Genomic DNA, 19,096 nt, shown 5'->3' with positions numbered 1-19,096 from the left:
ACCGCCGCGTTGGAGCGCCGCCCCGCCCGCGACGGCGAGGACGCCCGGCCTCGCATCGACGCCACCATGGCCCTCACGGCCGACGCCGCCCGCGACCATCCCCGCCTGCGCGCGCCTCGACCGTCCGGCCGCCCCCGACTACGCCCGCACCCCCGAACGCACCCTGGCCCTGTACGAGCGGGCGGGCTTCGCCCCCGACGACGCCGACGTGCCGGCCGGAGCGGTGCTCACCTCCGTCCGGCAACGCCCTGCCGGCCGCCGCCACCGCCGCGTTGGAGCGCCGCCCCGCCCGCGACGGCGAGGACGCCCGGCCTCGCATCGACGCCACCATGGCCCTCACGGCCGACGCCGCCCGCGACCACCCCCGCCTGCCTGCCCGCCTCGACCGACCGGCCGCCCCCGACTACGCCCGGGCCCCCGAACGCACCCTCGGACTCGGCCTGTCCGCCCTGCCCGACGGCCTGGCGAACCGACTGCCCGGCTGCCCGGCTGCCGCTAGGCCTTGCGGCGGCGCAGTGTGACGGCCAGCACGAGCAGCGCCGTCAGCACCGCGGCGGTCCGCAGGGCGCCCACGCCGGCGTCCATGGTGGCGTGGGCGGCGTCGGTGCCCGGGGCCAGGGCGGTGCCCCAGCGGCCCTTCTCGCGGCCCCAGTTCCACAGCGACAGGCCGGTCACGGTGATCAGCGGGATGCCCAGCACGGCGAACTTCTTCAGCAGGTCGGGCAGCCCGCTCGACAGGTACGCCAGGCCCCAGCCCAGCACCATCGCCAGCAGCGAGCCGGTCACCGCGCCGCCGATCAGCACCGCCGCGCCGAGCAGCAGCAGTGGCGCGGGCCGCCGGGCCCCGCCGGCCGCCGCGGGGGCGTCGGCCGGGGCGGCCGGGGCGGGCTCCGCCGCGGGCTGCGGCTTGCCGAACAGGAGGCGCAGGGCGCGCACCGCGAGGCCCGGGCGCGGCTGCGGCGGGGCCTCCGGCTCGGGTTCGGGTTCGGGCTCCGGTTCGGGCTTCGGCGCGGGTTCCGGTTCCGGCTCCTCCGCCGGCAGGTCGAAGTAGACCTCCGTCCAACCCGGGAACACCGAGGTGACGTCGGCCCGGCCGCGCCCCTCCGCCCAGTGCGCGGCCCGGTCCACGTCCTCGTGGGACGGCCCCGGCGGCAGGTCGAACTCGATCGGGGGCGGCACCAGCCTGTCGAGCGCGGGCTTGTCGAACGCGACGGGGCGCCGCGCCGGCGGGACGGTCGGCTTCGGCGGGACGTCCGGTTCGGGCGCCGGAACGTACACGCTCTCCCCGCTGTCCGGGCCGTCCGCCGCCCCGTCCTCGCGCCACCACGAGCCGCCCGCCATCGCCCCGCCACCCGCCCTCACGAAGTACCTCACGCCGCACCGAGACGGTACCCACCCGCACCCGCCCGAAGCGAGCCCCGTCGGGCCCGGACCGTTCCCGTTTCGCCGGGAGTTCTTCCCCCGTTCTGGGCCTCGGTCGGGGGCGTTGACTAGGCTGGACCGGATGACCGCACCGCAGAGCGCTCCGCGCGCCACCCGCGCAGGCGCCCCCCGCACGCTGGCCGAGGAACTCCGCGGCCGGGAGGACGACGCTGTCGCCGCGCTGCTCGGGGCCCGCCCCGACCTGCTGAACCCGGTGCCGACCGACCTCACCCAGCTGTCCTCCCGGCTCTCCAGCCGGGCGTCCGTGCTGCGCGCGCTGGAACGGCTGGACCGCTTCACCCTGCAGACCGCCGAGGCGCTGGCCGCCGCCCCGGAGGGCGCGTCCGACACCGTGGTGCGCAACCTGCTGGCCGGGCCCGCCCGGGTCAAGCCGCACCCCGGCGCGGACCAGGTGGACCGCGCCGCCGTCACCGCCGCGCTCCCCGGCGCGCTCGCCCGGCTGCGCGAACAAGCCCTGGTCTGGGGGCCGGACTCGGCGCTGCGGCTGGTCCTCGCCGTCCGCGAGGCGCTCGCCCCGAGTGCCGTCAACCCCGGCCGCACCGGCCTCGGCCCGACCTTCGCCGAGGCCACCGTCGGCATGTCGCCCGCCCGCCTCCAGCAGCTGCTGACCGGCGCCGGGCTGCCGCCCACGCCCGACCCGGTCACCGCCGTCGCCGCGCTCACCGCCCTGCTCGGCGACCGCAAGCGCCTCGCCGCACTGCTCGACCAGGCCCCGCCCGCCGCCGTCGGACTGCTGGAACGCCTGGTCTGGGGCCCGCCCACCGGCACCGTCCCGGACGCCGCCCGGCAGGTCGTCGCCGAGGACGCGCACAGCCCCGTCGAATGGCTGCTGGCTCGCGGCCTGCTGCTGCCGTCCAGCCCCACCTCGGTGGTGCTGCCCCGCGAACTCGCCCTCCACCTGCGCGGCGGACGCACCCACCGCACCGTGGAACCCGCTCCGCCCGCCGTCGCCCCCGTCGTCGCCCGCGACCCCGCGCAGGTCGACCGCACCGCGGCCGGGCAGGCCGCCTCCGCCGTCCGCGTCCTCGACGAGCTGCTCGAAGCCTGGGGTCTCACCCCGCCGCCCACCCTGCGGGCCGGCGGCCTCGGCGTCCGCGACCTCAAGCGCGCCGCCCAGCTCCTCGAAAGCTCCGAGCAGGACGCCGCGTTCTGGCTCGAACTCGCCTACACCGCCGGGCTGTTGGCCCCCGACGGTGAGATCGACGAGGTGTGGGCCCCGACCCCCGCGTACGACCAGTGGCGGCAGCAGGACACCGCCGAACGCTGGACCCTGCTCGCCCGCGCCTGGCTCACCGCCACCCGGGTCGGCCGTCTCACCGGCACCCCCGACGGCAAGGGCCGGCCGCGCGCCGCCCTCGGTCCCGAACTCGACCGCACCCTCGCCCCGTCCGTCCGCCGCGCCGCCCTCGCCCGGCTCGCCGAACTGCCCCCCGGCACCGCCGCCGGCGCCTCCGCCCTGCTCCCCGCCCTGCGCTGGCACCGCCCGCTGCGCGGCGGACCCGTCGGCCCCGACGGCCACGACCTGCGCGACCAGCTCACCGGCTGGGCCCTGCACGAGGCCGAACTGCTCGGCGTCACCGGCCGCGGCGCACTCGCCGCCCACGCCCGCACCCTGCTCGACGGCTCCGACCCCACGGCCGACCTCGCGCCGCTGCTGCCCGAACCGCTCGACCACGTCATCCTGCAGCCCGACCTCACCGCGATCGCCCCCGGCCCGCTGCTCACCCCGCTCGCCCAGGCCCTCGCGCTCTGCGCCGACATCGAGTCCAAGGGCGGCGCGACCGTCTACCGCTTCACCCCCGACTCCGTCCGCCGCGCCCTCGACGCCGGACGCACCGCCGCCGACCTGCAAGGTTTCCTCGCGCAGCACTCCCGGACGCCCGTCCCGCAGCCGCTCGCCTACCTGATCGACGACGTCGCCCGCCGGCACGGCATCCTGCGCGTCGGCGCCGCGTCCTCCTACCTGCGCTGCGACGACCCCCGGCTGCTCGGCGAAGTCCTCGCCGACCGGCGCGCCGCGGAACTCCGCCTCCGGCTGCTCGCCCCCACCGTCCTCGCCGCCCAGGCTCCGCCCGACACCCTGCTCACCGTGCTGCGCACCATGGGCTACGCGCCCGCCGCGGAGTCCGCCGAGGGCGACGTCGTGATCACCCGCCCCGACAGCCGCCGCACCCCGCCGCGCACCGCGCCCGTCCCCGTCCCCGACGGACCCGCGCGCCCCGACGACGCGCTCCTCACCGCCGCCGTCCGCGCGATCCGGGCCGGCGACCGCGCCGCGACCGCCCCCCGCAAGGACGCCGTCGCCGGCCCCGCGAGCGCCGCCGTCCCCCGCACCGCCGCCGCCGACACCCTCGCCTCCCTGCAGACCGCCGTCCTGCTCGGCGAACGCATGTGGATCGGCTACATCAACGCGGAAGGCCTCTCCTCCCAGCGCGTCATCGACCCCGTCAAGGTCGAGGGCGGCTTCGTCACCGCCTACGACCACCTCTCCGACGAGGTCCGGACCTTCGCCCTCCACCGCATCACCGGCGTGGCCGAGGTCGACGACTAGAAAGCGCCTGCGGGCGGGCAAGCGCGTCACCAGGGGCGCGTGGGGTACCCCCACGCGCCCCTGGTGACGCGCCCGCTCCCGCTACTTGCCGGCGTGCTGCTTCTTCGCTTCTTCGTCCGCCTTCTGCTGCTTCGCCTCTTCCATGATCGCGTGGGTGTCCGGCATCTTCGGCTCGACGCCGGTGAGCAGGCCGGTGCCGGTGAAGGCGAGGGTGCCGAGGAGGCCGCCGGGCTGGCCGACGTCGGCGACCTGGTCGAGGGCCGGGGTGGCGGTCGCGGCGTTCGCGGGGGCCGCTCCGAGGGTGGTGGCGAGGGCGGCGCCGGAGAGCGCGAGGCCGGCCAGGATTCGGTTGCGCATCGTCATGGCCTGCCCAACGATCCGGCCGCCCCGGGGTCACGTTCGACGATCCGCCCCCGGGGACATGGGCGACGGTTAGACTGCGTGGCGGCCGGCCGGAACCGGGCCTTCGTCGGCCCCCGACAGGACCGGAACCGTGACCACTTCCCCCGCTCTGCAGACCCGTCTCGTCCGGGTGGCGACCGGCCGCACGGCCGGGGCCCGTCCGGCCCGTCGACGCCGGACCGTCCTGTTCACCGTGCTGAGTTTCGCGGTCTGTCTGGCGCTGGGCGTCCAGCAGTGGACGTCGCTCCAGCTGGGCGGTTTCGACCTGGGGATCTTCGACCAGGGCGTGCGCGGCTACGCGCATTTCGGGCTGCCGGTGTCGACGTTGAAGAGCGTGCACCACGAGTTCCCGCCGGGCTTCTCGCTGCTGGGCGACCACTTCTCGCCGGTGCTGGCGCTGCTCGCCCCGCTGTACTGGGTGTGGGACGACCCGCGGATGCTGCTGGTCGGGCAGGCGGCGCTGTTCGCGGCGGGCGTGCCGCTGGTGCGCCGGATCGCGAGCCGGGCGTTCGCGGGGGCGGACGCCCGGGTCCGTACCCGGGTGCTGGACGTCGCGGCGCTGGTGTACGGGCTGGGCTGGCCGCTGCTGATCTCCTCGCGCGGCGGGTTCCACGAGGTGGGGTTCGCCGTCCCGCTGTTCCTGCTGCTGTTCGAACGGGCGGGGGCGCGGCGCTGGGTCGGGGTGGCCGTCGCGGCGGTGCTGCTGTGCGCGACCAAGGAGGATCTCGGCCTGGCGGTGGGCGCGTTCGGCGCGGTGCTGCTGTGGCGCGGGCGCGGCGGCGACGACCGGTGGGCGAAGGTGCTCGGCTGGTCGTTGCTGGTGGGCGGGCCGCTGGCGAGCGCGGTGGAGATCGCCTACGCGATACCGGCGATGGGCGGCGAGCCCGGTTACTACTGGAACTACGGGCAGTTGGGGGCGGACGGCGGCGAGGCGCTGCGGCACGTCCTCGGCAATCCGTGGCTGCTGGTGGAGTCGGCGTTCTCCAGCCCGCTGAAGCCGATGCTGCTGGGCTGGCTGCTGCTCACCACGGCTGCCCTGCCGTTCCGCTCGGCCACCTCGCTCGTCGCGCTGCCGCTGCTCGCGGAGCGGATCCTGTCCGACAATCCGAACCACTGGTCGATCGCCCGGCACTACGACGCGTTCCTGTGGCCGATCCTGGTGACCGCGGCGATCGAGACGCTGGGGGTGCTGTGGTCCCGCGGCCATCTCCGTCAGGTCCGCCGTCTGGGCGCCACCGCCGCGGTCCTGTCGCTGGCCGCGTCCGGCGCGCTCGGCCTCTACCACCTGGCGCTCCCGTACGAGTGGCAGCCGAAGGCCTCGACGGCGGCGCTGGCCCGGGCGGCGGAGCTGATCCCGGACGGCGCGACCGTGGAGGCCGACAACCAGGTCGCACCGCGCCTCACCAACCGCACCCGGGTGATGCTGGCCGACGGCACCCCGCGCGGCCAGGACTACGTGCTCCTCCGCTACACCCAGCGCGCCTTCCCGTTCCAGAAGGACCCGGACCAGGCCGCCTACCGCGCCTTCCTGCTCGCCCACGGCTACACCGAGCTGTTCGACCAGGACGGCGTCACCCTCCTCCACCGCACCGGCACCACCCCCGTCCCCGGCACCCACCTCCCCGGCCCCGGCTCCACCCCGTACCAGGAGGTCATCCCCCCGGACGTCGGCCACAACTTCTTCCTCGGCTGACGGCGCAGGTCGCGCGATGCGGCACACTGGAGGTTTGGCCCGCGCGGAAGGGGATGCACAGGCGTGAACGGACCGCTGATCGTGCAGAGCGACAAGACGCTGCTGTTGGAGATCGACCATCCGCAGGCGGCGGAGTGCCGGCGGGTGATCGCGCCGTTCGCGGAGTTGGAGCGCGCGCCGGAGCACATCCACACGTACCGGGTGACGCCGCTGGGGCTGTGGAACGCGCGGGCTGCGGGGCACGACGCCGAGCAGGTGGTGGACGCCCTGGTGACGTACTCGCGGTACCCGGTGCCGCACGCGCTGCTGGTGGACGTCGCGGACACCATGGCGCGGTACGGGCGGCTGCAGCTGCAGAAGCACCCGGTGCACGGGCTGGTGCTGTCCACCACGGACCGGCCGGTGCTGGAGGAGGTGCTGCGGTCGAAGAAGATCGCGCCGCTGGTCGGGGCCCGGGTGGACCCGGACACGGTGGTGGTGCACCCGTCGGAGCGCGGGCAGATCAAGCAGGTGCTGCTGAAGCTGGGCTGGCCGGCCGAGGACCACGCCGGGTACGTGGACGGCGAGTCGCACCCGATCGACCTGGAGGAGGACGGCTGGGAGCTGCGCCCGTACCAGCGGCACGCGGTGGACGGCTTCTGGCACGGCGGCTCCGGCGTCGTGGTGCTGCCGTGCGGCGCGGGCAAGACGCTGGTGGGCGCGGCGGCGATGGCGGAGGCCAAGGCGACCACGCTGATCCTGGTGACCAACACGGTGTCGGCCCGGCAGTGGAAGCACGAGCTGATCAAGCGGACCTCGCTGACCGAGGACGAGATCGGCGAGTACAGCGGCACCCGCAAGGAGATCCGCCCGGTGACCATCGCCACCTACCAGGTGATGACCACCAAGCGGAAGGGCGTGTACCCGCACCTGGAGCTGTTCGACGCCCGCAACTGGGGCCTGGTGGTCTACGACGAGGTGCACCTGCTGCCGGCGCCGGTGTTCAAGTTCACCGCCGACCTGCAGGCCCGCCGCCGGCTCGGCCTGACGGCGACGCTGGTGCGCGAGGACGGCCGGGAGGGCGACGTGTTCTCGCTGATCGGCCCGAAGCGGTTCGACGCCCCGTGGAAGGAGATCGAGGCGCAGGGCTACATCGCGCCCGCCGACTGCTGCGAGGTCCGGGTGACGCTCTCCGACTCGGAGCGGCTGACGTACGCGACCGCCGAGCCGGAGGAGAAGTACCGGTTCTGTTCGACCACGGCGACCAAGCGCCGGGTGGTGGAGCGGCTGGTGGAGAAGCACAAGGGCGACCAGACGCTGGTCATCGGCCAGTACATCGACCAGCTGGACGAGTTGGGCGAGGCGCTGGGCGCCCCGGTGATCAAGGGCGAGACGTCGAACGCGCAGCGCGAGAAGCTGTTCGACGCGTTCCGCTCGAAGGAGATCGGCGTGCTGGTGGTCTCGAAGGTCGCGAACTTCTCGATCGACCTGCCGGAGGCCACGGTGGCCATCCAGGTGTCGGGCACGTTCGGCTCCCGTCAGGAGGAGGCGCAGCGGCTGGGCCGGGTGCTGCGGCCGAAGGCGGACGGGCACGCGGCGCACTTCTACTCGGTGGTCGCCCGGGACACCGTGGACCAGGACTTCGCGGCGCACCGCCAGCGCTTCCTGGCCGAGCAGGGTTACGCGTACCGGATCGTCGACGCCGACGACCTGTAGGCGAGGGGCTACATCTTGACGCCGTCGCGCCCGAGGAAGAGGACGCGCGCGGCGGTGTCGAGGACGATGCCGACGTTGCGGACGGCGTTGGCGAGGGGGTTCCGGCGGCGCTCCGAGGTGCCGTGGGAGCCGTTGAACTGCGGGTTCATGGGTGCGGTCGTCATGTCTCCACGGTAGGTTCGCGCCCCCGCGGCGGGCATCGGCCGAAAGGCCGTACCTGGCGGGCGGCCCGTCGTCCCGCAGGCGTAGCGACCCCTACTCCGCCCAGGGGGGTGATCCCCCAGGGGAGGCCCGGGAAAGGATTCGCCCCTCGGCGGCGGCGGGTCTAGGATCGTCCGTCTGCCCCTCCCGAACCGTGGTGCCGCGTCGGCAGCCGTGGGAGGGTGCCGGCCGCTCGGAAACCGGCCGGTGTCCCTTCACCGTGAGCCAAGACGAGTCCGCCGCCCCTGGATGCCGGGCGGCCGGGAAGGTCCGCCGTGCACTCCCCCACCCCTACCGACACGTTCGCCGCCGACACCGATCCGCTGGGCCGCGAACGCTCCCACCTGGCCGCCTCCCGGGCCGCCCTGAAGGCGATGCGGGAGGACGTCGAGGCGCTCGACCTGCGTGACGTCACCGGCACCTGGGTGTCCGCACTGGTGCTGCAGAAGCAGATCGACGAACGGATCAAGGCGCTCGCCGACCTCGCGCACACCCCGCTGTTCTTCGGCCGGCTGGACTACCTGCACGCGATCAGCGAGGCCGAGTCGGAGGGCAGCGGCGGCGAGCAGTTCTACATCGGCCGCCGGCACGTCCACGACGCCGGCGGCGACCCGATGGTGATCGACTGGCGTGCGCCGGTCTCCCAGCCGTTCTACCGGGCCAGCCGCACGGAACCGATGGACGTCGCCAAGCGCCGCCGATTCGGTTACACCGGCGGCGAGTTGACGGCCTACGAGGACGAGAACCTGTCCGACCCGGACGAGAGCGACACGCGCTCCGCGCTCCTCGCCGCCGAGATCGAGAAGCCCCGCGTCGGCCCGATGCGCGACATCGTCGCCACCATCCAGCCCGAGCAGGACGAGATCGTCCGCGCCGACATCACCGGCACCGTCTGCGTCCAGGGCGCCCCCGGCACCGGGAAGACCGCCGTCGGCCTGCACCGTGTCGCCTACCTGCTGTACGCGCACCGCGAGCGGCTGGCCCGCACCGGCACCCTGGTGGTCGGGCCGAACCGGTCCTTCCTCCAGTACATCGAGCAAGTCCTGCCCGCCCTCGGCGAGTTGGACGTCGCGCAGGCCACCGTGCAGGAACTCGTCGGCCACGTCGAGGTGCGCGGCGCCGACACCGCCGACGCTGCCCGGATCAAGGGCGACGCCCGGATGGCCCGGGTGCTGCGCAACGCCGTCCGGGCCGGGATCACCGTGCCGACCGAGCCCTGCATGGTGGTCCGCGGCTCCCGCCGCTGGCGCGTCCCGGCGTACGAACTGGAAGAGATCGTCCGCGAGTTGATGGACCGTGACATCCGCTACGGCGCTGCCGCCGAGGCCCTCCCGCAGCGGATCGCGCACGCCGTCCTGGTCAAGATGGAACACGGCGGCGAGGCCCCCGACGACCGGGTGCAGGACGCGGTCGCCCGCAACACCGCCGTCAAGGCCGTCGTCAAGGCCAGCTGGCCGGCCGTCGACCCGGCCAAGCTGGTGCACCGCCTGCTCACCGACGCCGCGTTCCTGGCCGCCGCCGCGGACGGCATCCTGTCGCCCGAGGAACAGGCCACGATCCGGTGGACCAAGGCGCCGCGCTCCGCCCGCACCGCGCCGTGGTCCGCGGCCGACGCCGTCCTGATCGACGAGACCGCCGACCTGGTCCACCGCACCCCGTCGCTCGGCCACGTGGTCGTCGACGAGGCCCAGGACCTCTCCCCCATGCAGTACCGCGCCGTCGGCCGCCGCTGCACCACCGGCTCCGCGACCGTCCTCGGCGACCTCGCCCAGGGCACCACCCCGTGGGCGACCGGCAGTTGGCAGGAGGCCCTGCACCACCTCGGCAAGGACGGCGCGCACATCGAGGAACTCACCCAGGGCTTCCGTGTCCCCGGCGAGGTCATCGCCTACGCCTCCCGCCTCCTCCCGGCGATCGCACCCGGGCTCGCCCCCGCGACCTCCGTCCGCGACGCGCCCGGCTCGCTCACCGTCCGCCACGTGCCCTCCGGGCGGGACGAAGCCGTCCTCGCCGCCTGCCGCGACGCGCTCCGCCACGAGGGCTCCGTCGGCCTGATCGCCGCCGACGCCCGCATCCCCGAGCTCGCCGCGACGCTCGAAGCCGCGGGGCTGCCCTGCCTGGAGCCCGGCACCGAGACCACCGCCGACGCCCGGCTCACCCTCGTCCCGGCCTCCCTCGCCAAGGGCCTCGAATACGACTACGTCGTCCTCGACGAACCCACCGCGATCATCGCCGGCGAACCCGACCACCGCACCGGCCTGCGCCGCCTCTACGTCTCCCTGACCCGCGCGGTCTCGGGGCTGACGGTGCTCCACACGGACCCGCTGCCGGAAGAGCTGAGCTAGCGAGCACCACCAGGGGCGCGGGGAACTGCGCGAAGCGGAAGACATCCATCCGCAAGGTCGCGACGCAGGGCAATGACCTGCACGTGATCGCGACCTTGCGGACCGGCCTTGCGCTTGTCGCGCAGTTCCCCGCGCCCCCAGTTGCTCACCCCCCGATCAGAGTTCGCCATTCTGCGACCTTCGCCGCATCGACCGCACCCGCCCAGCCGCCGGTGCGCGCCGCCCCGCCGATGTGGAACGCGTCGAGGCCCGCCGCCCGCAGCTCGGGGACGTGTTCGGCGCGGAGGCCGCCGCCGACCAGGATCTGCTGGCGGTAGCCGGGCTCGCCGGACTTGGCGAGTTCGCCGAGGAGGACCTCCCGCCCGGCGTCCACGCCGGCCGCCGCGCCGGAGGTGAGGAAGGTGTCGAGCCCGGGCAGGTCGGTGACGGCGGCGCGGACCTCGGAGCGGTCGACGCTGTGGTCGATGGCCCGGTGGAACGTCCAGCGGCAGCCGGAGACGGCGTCGGCGACCGCGCGGGTCGCGTCCAGGTCGACCGCGCCGTCGGGGGTGAGGAACCCGAAGACGAACTCCTCCGCCCCCTCGGCGCGGAGCTCCGCGGTGCGGGCCAGCAGCACGTCGAGGTCGCCGGGGGTGAAGCCGTCGCGGATGCGGAGCATGACCCGCAGCGGCAGCGAGACGGCGGCGCGGATCGCGGCGAAGCCCTGGACGGTGGGGGTGAGCCCGTCGGCGGCCATGTCGGTGACCAGTTCGAGGCGGTCCGCGCCGCCCGACTCGGCGGCCCTGGCGTCCTGGGGGGTCAGCGCGATCACTTCGAACATTGGTCTAGACATATCCGATAGCCTGCCACATCGACCCGCCCCGAGCGACCCCCCTCGTCCGTTCGGCCCCGCGTCCTCCTCCGTTCGCTCCCCGCAGGCGTCCCGTTCGCCCGGTCAACCCCCCGTTCAGCCCATCGGGGACGCCATCTGACGCCGCGTCGGACGGACCGATCCGAGCAGCCGGTACGCCAGCAGCAGCCCCGCCGCGGTGCCGAACGCGTAGGGGGCGGCCCGCCACACGCCGCCGAGCTGCTCCCAGAGCGAGAACAGGCTGAAGCCGGCGGTCAGCGGCAGCAGGGCGAGGCCGAGCGCGGCGGGCAGCAGCCGGTCGCGGGCGGCGAACAGCACCAGCAGCAGCGGGAGCAGCAGCAACGCGATCGGCCACCAGCCGTCCATCAGGTTGCGGGTGTCGTAGCCGCCCTGGGCGCGGGTCACCGCGAAGCCGACGGCCGCGCCGGCCAGGATCAGCAGCCGGTCCGTTCGGCCGTGCGAATCGGCCGGGCGGGTCGGGGCGACGGCCAGCATCAGACCGCCCAGCAGGTAGGGCACCAAGGCGGTGGTCTCGTAGGCGAAGAACCAGCCGCTCCACACCCCGTCGGCCGGCAGGCTCAGCGCGGCGTACCCGATCCGAACGGCGCCGAGCAGCGCCACCACGGTGCCCAGGAGTCGGACGGCCTTCCAGGCGCCGAGCGCGGCGGCGGCGACCAGCAGCAGCGGAATGACGGCGAGGCCCAGGACGGCGATGTTCTCGACCAGTTGGGGCCACGGCAGGTCGGTCCCGGAGCGGGCGGCGCGAGCGATCCGGTACTCCCGCCAGTCGCCGACGCCGGGCAGCACGGCGAGGCCGAGCAGGGCGCCGACCAGCAGGGGGGCAGCGGCGGCCAGCAGGCGGCCGACCAGCGCGGTCTCGGTCAGGCCGGTGCGCAGCCGCAGGCCGTACGCGGCGAGGTCGAGGGCCTCGCGGGCGGTGGCGAGGCGGCCGGAGCCGGCGGTGGTGTCGGCGAACACCTCGGCGAGTTCGGCGCCCCGGTCGCGGCGGTAGTGGGCGGGGTAGAGCGCGAGGGCGGTGCGCAGGGCCATGCTCATGCGGTCGCTCCCCGGGGACGGACGGCGCCGCCGAGGCGGCGCTGCGCCTCGGCGGCGACGGTGCGCAGCCGTTCGGCCTCGGTGGCCAGGATGCCCCGGCCGGTGTCGGTGAGGGCGTAGGTGCGGCGGGCCCGGCCGTCCACGATCTCCTCGGCGGCGACCTCGATCAGGCCCTGCTGGAGCAGCCGGTCGAGTGCGCCGTACAGGGTTCCGGTGCGGAGCTTCACCCGCCCCCCGGAGATCGCGTCGATCTCCTGGATCAACGCGTATCCGTGCCGGGGGGCGTCCGCGAGGGCGGTGAGCAGCAGCAGGGTGGGTTCCTGCATGGCGCGTTCAGTCATACGACTACATATATCGCCGACCTGCCTATCCGCGCCATCCTGCGGGGTCGTCCCGGCGCAGCGCGCCGAGCAGGCCGGCCACCACCGGCAGCACCAGGGCGAGCAGCGCGATGGTGGTCCACGGGACGTCGGCGGGGTTGAGCACGGTGGGCGCGCCCATCATCCCGGACACCCGGGAGCGCAGCAGGGCGTACGCGGGGACGAAGCCGCCGACGGTGCCGAGCACGCCGCCGAGCAGCGCGATCAGTCCGGCCTGGAGGCCGGCGACGGTGCGCCGGGTACGGGGCCGGGCGCCGATCGCGGACAGCAGGGCGCGTTCGCGGCGGGCGTCGGCGGCGGCCAGCGCGGTGGAGACCACGGCCGCGCCGAGCACCACCAGGGCGGCGAAGCCGCTGAGCGCGACCTGCACCACGCTGTCCTTGGCCCGGAAGCCTCGCTCCACCCCGAACTCGGAGCGCGGGGCGAGCCGGGCGACGGTGGCGGCGGCCCGCTGCTCGGCCTTGTCGGCGACCGGGGTGCCGGGCAGCCAGATCGCCCCGGTCGGCTCGACCTTCAGGCCGAGCCCGCGGATCGTGTCGGGCGCGATCACCACCGGCGTGTAGCGCTGCGCCCCGGGGCGGGCGACCAGGACGGCGTCGACGGTGACCTGCTTGGGCTCCATGTTGACGCCCCGCATCCGCAGCACGGCCTTGCCGTCGTGCAGGTAGGACGGGTCGGTGACCACGGCCTTCCCGGAGAGCAGCGCGGCCTCGGCGTCGCGGTCGCGCAGCGCCAGCAGGTTGTGCAGCGCCGCGGCGTCGCCGACCACGACCGGCTTGGCGTCGGTCTGGCCGTAGCGCGGCCCGCCCTCCGCGTACACCACGTCCAGGCAGCCCTCGCAGAACACGTACTGCGCCTCGTAGAGGTCGGCGCGCTCCCCGAGGTCCGGGATGTCCTGGACGATGGCGGTGCGCAGCTGGGGCATGGTGTCGGCGTCGCCGTGCAGGGTGAGCCTGACGGCGCCGACGGGCTGCTCCAGCCGGTAGGAGGCGCGGTCCTGGGCCTCGGCGCCGGCGGTGTGCACGCCGACCGCGACGGCTCCGGCGACGGCGGCGAGCACGGCCGCGACGGCGGGGCCGGTGCGGGAGCGGTGCCGGGCGGTGTCGCGCAGCGCGAGCCGCGGGCCGACCGGCAGCAGGCGGGCGAGCCGGCCGAGCAGGGCCAGCAGCGCCGGGGTGAACAGCAGCAGGCCGAGTTCGGCGAGCATCGCGCCGCCCAGCACCGACAGGGTGCGGGTGGTGAGGCCGGCCAGCACCGGCATCGCGCCGGTCGGGGCGGCCACCGCGCCGTACAGCGCGAGGCCGACGCCGGCCAGCACGATCACCACGCCGAGCACCGGCGCCCAGCGGGCGGAGCGGCGCACCGGGTCGCGGTCGGTCAGGCCGTCCAGCACCTCGCGGCGCCCGGCCTGCAGCGCGGGCAGCAGGGCCGCCAGCAGGGCGGTGACGGTGCCGACGGCGGCAATCGCCAGCAGGTCGGTCGGACGCAGGGTGAACTCGCCGAACCGGCTGCCGCCCCACTCCTCGATCCGGGTGCGCAGCACGGCGACCAGGCCGGCGCCCAGCACCGCGCCGAGGGCCGCGCCGGCCGCGCCGAGCACCAGGCCGCCGCCGAGCACCACGGCCCGGACGTGTCCGGGGCGGCCGCCGGCCGCGCCGAGCAGGGCGAGTTGGCGGCGGGCCCGCCGGGCGCCGACCGCGAAGGCCGGGCCGGCCAGCAGGGCGACCTCCAGCAGCGCCATCGCGGCGGTGGTGGCGACCGTCATCATCCTGCGCTCACGGGCGTCCTCGCTGCCGATGGCCTCCGCCACGGCCGGCGCGTCGGCCGGCGGGTGGGCGGCGACCTGACGGCCGGCCAGGGTGTAGCCGTGGCGGTTGAGTTCGCGGACCTTGTCCCAGCCGAGCTGCGCGCCGGCGGGCAGCTGGACCAGCCAGGCGTCCTTCTTGGCGGCGGCCTGCTCGGCGCTCGGGCTCTGCGGGGCGAGCCCGGCGGTGACCTGGGCGGCGTCCAGCTGCTGGTACAACTCGCCGGGGCGAGCGACCAGTTCGGACTTGTTCAGGTCGTCGGGGTGCTCCACGGTGCCGGTCAGCGTGAACGGGGTGGACTCCAGGCCGCGGACGGTGACGGTGTCGCCGATCCGCAGGCCGGTGCCGGCGAGGAACGCCTTGGTGGCGGCGGCCTCGTGGCCGGCGGCGGGGGCGCGGCCGGAGACCAGGTTCAGGCGACCCTTCCAGAGGTCGCCGCTCAGGTCGGCCTCGAAGGTGTCGACGGGGGCCAGGCCGTCGCGGGTCTGCACGGCCGCGACCGGGCCGGTGCGGGCCGGCGTCAGGGTGCTGCCCTGCGGGAGCAACTCGCCGAGCAGCACGACCGGTTCGGTGCTCGCGCCGCGCTTCTGCTCGGGCGTCAGGCTGTCCTGGCGCTGCGGCAGGGTGCGGACGCCGTCGGCCGGGAACACCGACTGCTCGATGCTGCGGCCCGGGTCGTAGGCGCCGATCAGCGCGTCCGCCCGGCCCATCAGCCGGTCGGAGCGCTCGGCGGCGGTGAGCTGTCCGCTGCGGTGCACCACGTCCACGCCGGTCGCGCCGAGCACCGGCAGCGCGATCATCGCGACCACCAGGGCGCTGCGGCCCTTGGCCCGCAGGGCGTCGCGGCGCGCCATCCGCAGCACCGCCCGCCAGGCGCTCATCGCTCGGCCCCGGCGCGCTGCGCCGCCTCACGGAGGAACCGGCCGTCCCGGAGGAACACCACCCGGTCCGCCCACGCCGCGTGCGCGGGGTCGTGGGTGACCATCACCGCGGCGGCGCCGGCGTCGCACCGCGAACGCAGCACCTGCAGGACGGCCTCGCCGGTGGCCGAGTCGAGCGCGCCGGTCGGCTCGTCGGCCAGCACCAGCCTCCGCTCGCCCGCCAGCGCCCGGCCGATCGCGACCCGCTGCTGCTGGCCGCCGGACATGTCCTCCGGGAACCGGTCGGCGAGCTGGGCGATCCCCAGCTCCTCCAGCGCGGCGAGCGCCTCCGCCCGCGCGGTGCGGGCCGAGACACCGTCCAACTCCCTCGGCAGCGCGATGTTCTCCGCCGCCGTCAGCGCCGGGATCAGGTTGTACGACTGGAACACGTAGCCGACCGAGCGACGCCGCACATCGGCGAGCTTCGCCCGGCTCAGCCCCTCCAACGGGGTGCCCTCGACCAGCACCCGGCCGACCGACGGGCGGTCCAGGCCGCCGGCCAGCGCCAGCAGCGTGGACTTCCCGGAGCCGGACGGCCCCATCACGGCCAGGAACTCCCCGGCCCGCACCTCCAGGTCGATCGGGTGCAGGGCGTGCACCTCGGCCTCGCCCCGGCCGTGCACCCGGCCGACACCTTCCAGGCGCAGCACGGCCTGCGCGCTCGATCCGGTCATGGATCCCCCTCGGAACAGCGGAACGTCTTGCATACCGAGTATGTATAGCCTCCGCGCGACGACTACTCAAGTCTGCGGCATAAGTAGGTGAACTACATATAGTCTGGGTCACATCCGCGGACGGACCACGCCACCACGACGACGGCAGGGAGCAGAATGACCGTCATGACCGCATCGCTGCCCGAGCGCTGGCACGCCCTGCTCACCCGCTGCGGCGCCACCGTCGACCCGGAGCCCTACGCCCGCGACCTGCTCGCCCGCTGGGCCGAACCGCAGCGCCGCTACCACACCACCGACCACCTGCGGGCCGTCCTCGACCGGATCGACGAACTCGCCGACCACGCCGACCACCCCGACGCCGTCCGGCTGGCCGCCTGGTTCCACGACGCCGTCTACCGGCCCGACCGCTCCGAGAACGAGGAACGCAGCGCCGCGCTCGCCTGCCGCGCCCTCCGCGAGGCGGGCCTCCCCGAACCCGTGGTCCACGAGGTCGCCCGCCTGGTCCGCCTCACCGCCACCCACCACCCCGCGCCCGGCGACCGCAACGGCGAAGTCCTCTGCGATGCCGACCTCGCCGTCCTCGGCTCGTCCCCCGACCGCTACGCGGCCTACACCGCCGCCGTCCGCGACGAATACTCCTTCGTCCCCCCGGACGCCTTCCGCGAGGGCCGCACCGCGATCCTCCACCACCTCCTCGCCCTCCCCGCCCTCTACCGCACCCCCGAGGCCCACGACCGCTACGACGCCCAGGCGCGCGCCAACATGCAGGCCGAGCTCAGGGACTTGGCACCATAGGGAGAGCCCAACCAGGGCTCAGCCGAGCTCCCCCACCGCCGCGACGACCAACCCCTTCTTGCCGCACACCCAGTGCGGATCCGCCCCCAACTCCGGCTCCACGCCGAGCGCGTGCGGGTCGCCGTCCTCCGCCGCGCAAGCGGAACAGAGCGGCCACCGCCCGTACGACTCCAGCAGCGCGTCCTGCACGTCCTGCGCGATCAGCCCGAGCACGAACTCACAGCCGTCCGGCCACTGTTCGAGCCACCACCGCCGGTGGGTGACGGCGTCCTCGACCAGCGAGACGATCGCGGCATCGGCGACGTCCCTCGCGGTGAGGTCGGCGAGGATCAGCGCACGCGCGTTGTGCAGGGCGGTTTCGATCTGGGGGCTGGCCATCCGCCCATTGTCCCAAAGAACGCCGCAAGGGCGGCCTCCCGAAGGAGACCGCCCTCAGCGTGAGAACGACAGATCCGTCCGAAGGGCCGGATCAGAAGTCCATGTCACCGCCCGGCATGCCGCCGCCGGCGGCCGCAGCGGCCTTCTCCGGCTTGTCGGCGATGACGGCCTCGGTGGTGAGGAACAGCGCCGCGATGGAGGCGGCGTTCTGCAGGGCGGAGCGGGTGACCTTGGCGGGGTCGATGATGCCGGAGGCGATCAGGTCGACGTACTCGTTGGTCGCGGCGTTCAGGCCGTGGCCGGCGGGCAGGTTGCGGACCTTCTCGACCACGACGCCGCCCTCAAGGCCGGCGTTGGTGGCGATCTGCTTGATCGGGGCCTCCAGGGCCACGCGGACGATGTTGGCACCAGTGGCCTCGTCGCCCTCCAGCTCCAGCTTGTCGAACGCGACACCGGCCTGCAGCAGGGCGACGCCGCCACCGGCGACGATGCCCTCCTCGACGGCGGCCTTGGCGTTGCGCACCGCGTCCTCGATGCGGTGCTTGCGCTCCTTGAGCTCGACCTCGGTGGCCGCGCCGGCCTTGATGACGGCCACGCCGCCGGCCAGCTTGGCGAGGCGCTCCTGGAGCTTCTCGCGGTCGTAGTCCGAGTCGGAGTTCTCGATCTCGGCGCGGATCTGGTTGACGCGACCGGCAACCTGGTCGCTGTCGCCGCCGCCGTCGACGATGGTGGTCTCGTCCTTGGTGATGACGACCTTGCGGGCGGTGCCCAGCAGGTCCACGCCGGCGTTCTCGAGCTTGAGGCCGACCTCCTCGGAGATCACGGTGCCGCCGGTCAGGATGGCGATGTCGCCGAGCATGGCCTTGCGGCGGTCGCCGAAGCCCGGGGCCTTGACGGCGACGGACTTGAAGGTGCCGCGGATCTTGTTCACGACCAGGGTCGACAGGGCCTCGCCCTCGACGTCCTCGGCGATGATGACGAGCGGCTTGCCGCTCTGCATGACCTTCTCCAGCAGCGGGAGCAGGTCCTTGACCGAGGAGATCTTGGAGTTGGCGATGAGGATGTACGGGTCCTCGAAGCTCGCCTCCATGCGCTCCAGGTCGGTGGCGAAGTAGGCGGAGATGTAGCCCTTGTCGAAGCGCATGCCCTCGGTGAGCTCGAGCTCCAGGCCGAAGGTGTTGCTCTCCTCGACGGTGATGACGCCTTCCTTGCCGACCTTGTCCATGGCCTCGGCGATGAGCTCGCCGATCTGGGTGTCGGCGGCGGAGATGGAGGCGGTGGAGGCGATCTGCTCCTTGGTCTCCACGTCCTTGGCCTGCGCCAGCAGCTGGTCGGAGACGGCGACGACGGCCTTCTCGATGCCGCGCTTCAGGGCCATCGGGTTGGCGCCGGCGGCGACGTTGCGCAGACCCTCGCGGACGAGCGCCTGGGCGAGCACGGTGGCGGTGGTGGTGCCGTCACCCGCGACGTCGTCGGTCTTCTTGGCGACCTCCTTGACGAGCTCCGCGCCGATCTTCTCGTACGGGTCCTCGAGCTCGATCTCCTTGGCGATGGAGACACCGTCGTTGGTGATGGTGGGGGCGCCCCACTTCTTCTCCAGAACGACGTTGCGACCCTTGGGGCCGAGCGTGACCTTCACGGCGTCGGCAAGCTGGTTCATGCCACGCTCAAGGCCGCGGCGGGCTTCCTCGTCAAAGGCGATGATCTTGGCCATTAGAAGTGGTCCTCCGGGACACGGTCGACTGCTCGGACCAGGGGTGCCCGCGACGGACGGCCCAGGAGAGCGGGGGTCTCGTCCCCTACCGCTTCCGGGGCCTCACCGGCCCGGTCCGTTGTCACTCTCACGCTGTGAGTGCTAACGCCAATGATTAGCACTCGGGGGTGTCGAGTGCAAGCCCATTCGGCACC

Annotated in this window: 16 protein-coding genes; 6 read left to right on the top strand and 10 right to left on the bottom strand. The window is 74.4% G+C overall.

Features of this window, described 5'->3' with window-relative positions; genetic code table 11:
- Positions 1 to 272 precede the first annotated feature (272 nt).
- Positions 273 to 521, top strand: coding sequence for a hypothetical protein (locus ACFV4P_RS30705; protein ID WP_380476701.1), 249 nt, complete (start codon positions 273 to 275; stop codon positions 519 to 521).
- Here the strand turns inward: ACFV4P_RS30705 and ACFV4P_RS30700 are convergent.
- On the bottom strand, positions 496 to 1,374 hold the full coding sequence (locus ACFV4P_RS30700; RefSeq protein WP_380476699.1) for a hypothetical protein: 879 nt from the start codon (positions 1,372 to 1,374) through the stop codon (positions 496 to 498). The genes ACFV4P_RS30705 and ACFV4P_RS30700 overlap by 26 nt on opposite strands.
- Positions 1,375 to 1,504: 130 nt before the next feature.
- Here ACFV4P_RS30700 and ACFV4P_RS30695 point away from each other — a divergent pair, with 130 nt between their 5' ends.
- A complete protein-coding gene (locus ACFV4P_RS30695) occupies positions 1,505 to 3,994 on the top strand; it encodes a helicase-associated domain-containing protein (RefSeq protein ID WP_380476697.1) in 2,490 nt (829 codons plus the stop codon).
- Between the two features lie 81 nt (positions 3,995 to 4,075).
- Here ACFV4P_RS30695 and ACFV4P_RS30690 read toward each other — a convergent pair whose 3' ends face one another.
- Positions 4,076 to 4,357 (bottom strand): hypothetical protein, encoded by a 282-nt coding sequence (locus tag ACFV4P_RS30690; RefSeq protein WP_073811544.1) that lies wholly within the window; start codon positions 4,355 to 4,357, stop codon positions 4,076 to 4,078.
- Positions 4,358 to 4,487: 130 nt separating this feature from the next.
- Between ACFV4P_RS30690 and ACFV4P_RS30685 the strand changes: the two genes are divergently transcribed.
- Positions 4,488 to 6,089 (top strand): DUF2079 domain-containing protein, encoded by a 1,602-nt coding sequence (locus ACFV4P_RS30685; protein WP_380476694.1) that lies wholly within the window; start codon positions 4,488 to 4,490, stop codon positions 6,087 to 6,089.
- A 63-nt stretch (positions 6,090 to 6,152) separates the two neighbouring features.
- On the top strand, positions 6,153 to 7,784 hold the full coding sequence (locus ACFV4P_RS30680; RefSeq protein WP_380476692.1) for a DNA repair helicase XPB: 1,632 nt from the start codon (positions 6,153 to 6,155) through the stop codon (positions 7,782 to 7,784).
- A gap of 8 nt (positions 7,785 to 7,792) precedes the next feature.
- Here the strand turns inward: ACFV4P_RS30680 and ACFV4P_RS30675 are convergent, their stop codons facing one another.
- On the bottom strand, positions 7,793 to 7,948 hold the full coding sequence (locus ACFV4P_RS30675) for a hypothetical protein (protein ID WP_380476690.1): 156 nt from the start codon (positions 7,946 to 7,948) through the stop codon (positions 7,793 to 7,795).
- Positions 7,949 to 8,260: 312 nt separating this feature from the next.
- Here ACFV4P_RS30675 and ACFV4P_RS30670 point away from each other — a divergent pair, with 312 nt between their 5' ends.
- Entirely contained in the window at positions 8,261 to 10,330 is a 2,070-nt protein-coding gene (locus tag ACFV4P_RS30670) for a HelD family protein (protein ID WP_380476688.1), read from the top strand.
- A gap of 145 nt (positions 10,331 to 10,475) precedes the next feature.
- On the opposite strand, the gene ACFV4P_RS30665 is transcribed toward ACFV4P_RS30670, so the two are convergent.
- From ACFV4P_RS30665 to ACFV4P_RS30645, 5 genes are all read right to left on the bottom strand, one after another.
- Entirely contained in the window at positions 10,476 to 11,162 is a 687-nt protein-coding gene (locus tag ACFV4P_RS30665; protein ID WP_380476686.1) for a copper homeostasis protein CutC, read from the bottom strand.
- Positions 11,163 to 11,276: 114 nt separating this feature from the next.
- Complete coding sequence (locus ACFV4P_RS30660) at positions 11,277 to 12,236, bottom strand: hypothetical protein (RefSeq protein WP_380476684.1); 960 nt, start codon at positions 12,234 to 12,236, stop codon at positions 11,277 to 11,279.
- Positions 12,233 to 12,577 carry a PadR family transcriptional regulator gene (locus tag ACFV4P_RS30655; protein ID WP_380476682.1) on the bottom strand — a complete coding sequence of 115 codons (345 nt, stop codon included), beginning with the start codon at positions 12,575 to 12,577 and terminating at the stop codon, positions 12,233 to 12,235. Before ACFV4P_RS30655 ends, ACFV4P_RS30660 begins: the two co-directional genes overlap by 4 nt.
- Positions 12,578 to 12,602: 25 nt before the next feature.
- Positions 12,603 to 15,302 (bottom strand): FtsX-like permease family protein, encoded by a 2,700-nt coding sequence (locus tag ACFV4P_RS30650; protein WP_380476680.1) that lies wholly within the window; start codon positions 15,300 to 15,302, stop codon positions 12,603 to 12,605.
- Positions 15,299 to 16,015: an ABC transporter ATP-binding protein gene (locus tag ACFV4P_RS30645; protein ID WP_073811561.1), complete on the bottom strand. Its 717-nt coding sequence runs from the start codon at positions 16,013 to 16,015 to the stop codon at positions 15,299 to 15,301. The genes ACFV4P_RS30650 and ACFV4P_RS30645 overlap by 4 nt, the downstream gene beginning before the upstream one ends.
- Positions 16,016 to 16,180: 165 nt before the next feature.
- Between ACFV4P_RS30645 and ACFV4P_RS30640 the strand changes: the two genes are divergently transcribed.
- Entirely contained in the window at positions 16,181 to 16,810 is a 630-nt protein-coding gene (locus tag ACFV4P_RS30640; RefSeq protein WP_380476678.1) for a hypothetical protein, read from the top strand.
- An 18-nt stretch (positions 16,811 to 16,828) separates the two neighbouring features.
- Here the strand turns inward: ACFV4P_RS30640 and ACFV4P_RS30635 are convergent, their stop codons facing one another.
- Both ACFV4P_RS30635 and groL read right to left on the bottom strand, forming a co-directional pair.
- Positions 16,829 to 17,188 (bottom strand): hypothetical protein, encoded by a 360-nt coding sequence (locus ACFV4P_RS30635; protein ID WP_380476676.1) that lies wholly within the window; start codon positions 17,186 to 17,188, stop codon positions 16,829 to 16,831.
- A gap of 91 nt (positions 17,189 to 17,279) precedes the next feature.
- Entirely contained in the window at positions 17,280 to 18,902 is a 1,623-nt protein-coding gene (gene groL / locus ACFV4P_RS30630; RefSeq protein WP_380476674.1) for a chaperonin GroEL, read from the bottom strand.
- Positions 18,903 to 19,096: the final 194 nt, after the last annotated feature.

This window comes from Kitasatospora sp. NPDC059795 (genome assembly GCF_042732175.1).
GTDB lineage: Bacteria > Actinomycetota > Actinomycetes > Streptomycetales > Streptomycetaceae > Kitasatospora.
Note: the sequence above shows the minus strand (reverse complement) of the source record. Positions and strands in the feature narration are given on the sequence as shown.

Excerpts from the sequence above, each read along its gene's own strand:
- ACFV4P_RS30695 (WP_380476697.1), top strand. The coding sequence starts at position 1,505 with ATGACCGCACCGCAGAGCGCTCCGCGCGCCACCCGCGCAGGCGCCCCC.
- ACFV4P_RS30690 (WP_073811544.1), bottom strand. The coding sequence starts at position 4,357 with ATGACGATGCGCAACCGAATCCTGGCCGGCCTCGCGCTCTCCGGCGCC.
- ACFV4P_RS30675 (WP_380476690.1), bottom strand. The coding sequence starts at position 7,948 with ATGACGACCGCACCCATGAACCCGCAGTTCAACGGCTCCCACGGCACC.
- ACFV4P_RS30665 (WP_380476686.1), bottom strand. The coding sequence starts at position 11,162 with ATGTCTAGACCAATGTTCGAAGTGATCGCGCTGACCCCCCAGGACGCC.
- ACFV4P_RS30660 (WP_380476684.1), bottom strand. The coding sequence starts at position 12,236 with ATGAGCATGGCCCTGCGCACCGCCCTCGCGCTCTACCCCGCCCACTAC.
- ACFV4P_RS30655 (WP_380476682.1), bottom strand. The coding sequence starts at position 12,577 with ATGACTGAACGCGCCATGCAGGAACCCACCCTGCTGCTGCTCACCGCC.
- ACFV4P_RS30650 (WP_380476680.1), bottom strand. The coding sequence starts at position 15,302 with ATGAGCGCCTGGCGGGCGGTGCTGCGGATGGCGCGCCGCGACGCCCTG.
- ACFV4P_RS30645 (WP_073811561.1), bottom strand. The coding sequence starts at position 16,015 with ATGACCGGATCGAGCGCGCAGGCCGTGCTGCGCCTGGAAGGTGTCGGC.
- ACFV4P_RS30640 (WP_380476678.1), top strand. The coding sequence starts at position 16,181 with ATGACCGCATCGCTGCCCGAGCGCTGGCACGCCCTGCTCACCCGCTGC.
- ACFV4P_RS30635 (WP_380476676.1), bottom strand. The coding sequence starts at position 17,188 with ATGGCCAGCCCCCAGATCGAAACCGCCCTGCACAACGCGCGTGCGCTG.
- groL (WP_380476674.1), bottom strand. The coding sequence starts at position 18,902 with ATGGCCAAGATCATCGCCTTTGACGAGGAAGCCCGCCGCGGCCTTGAG.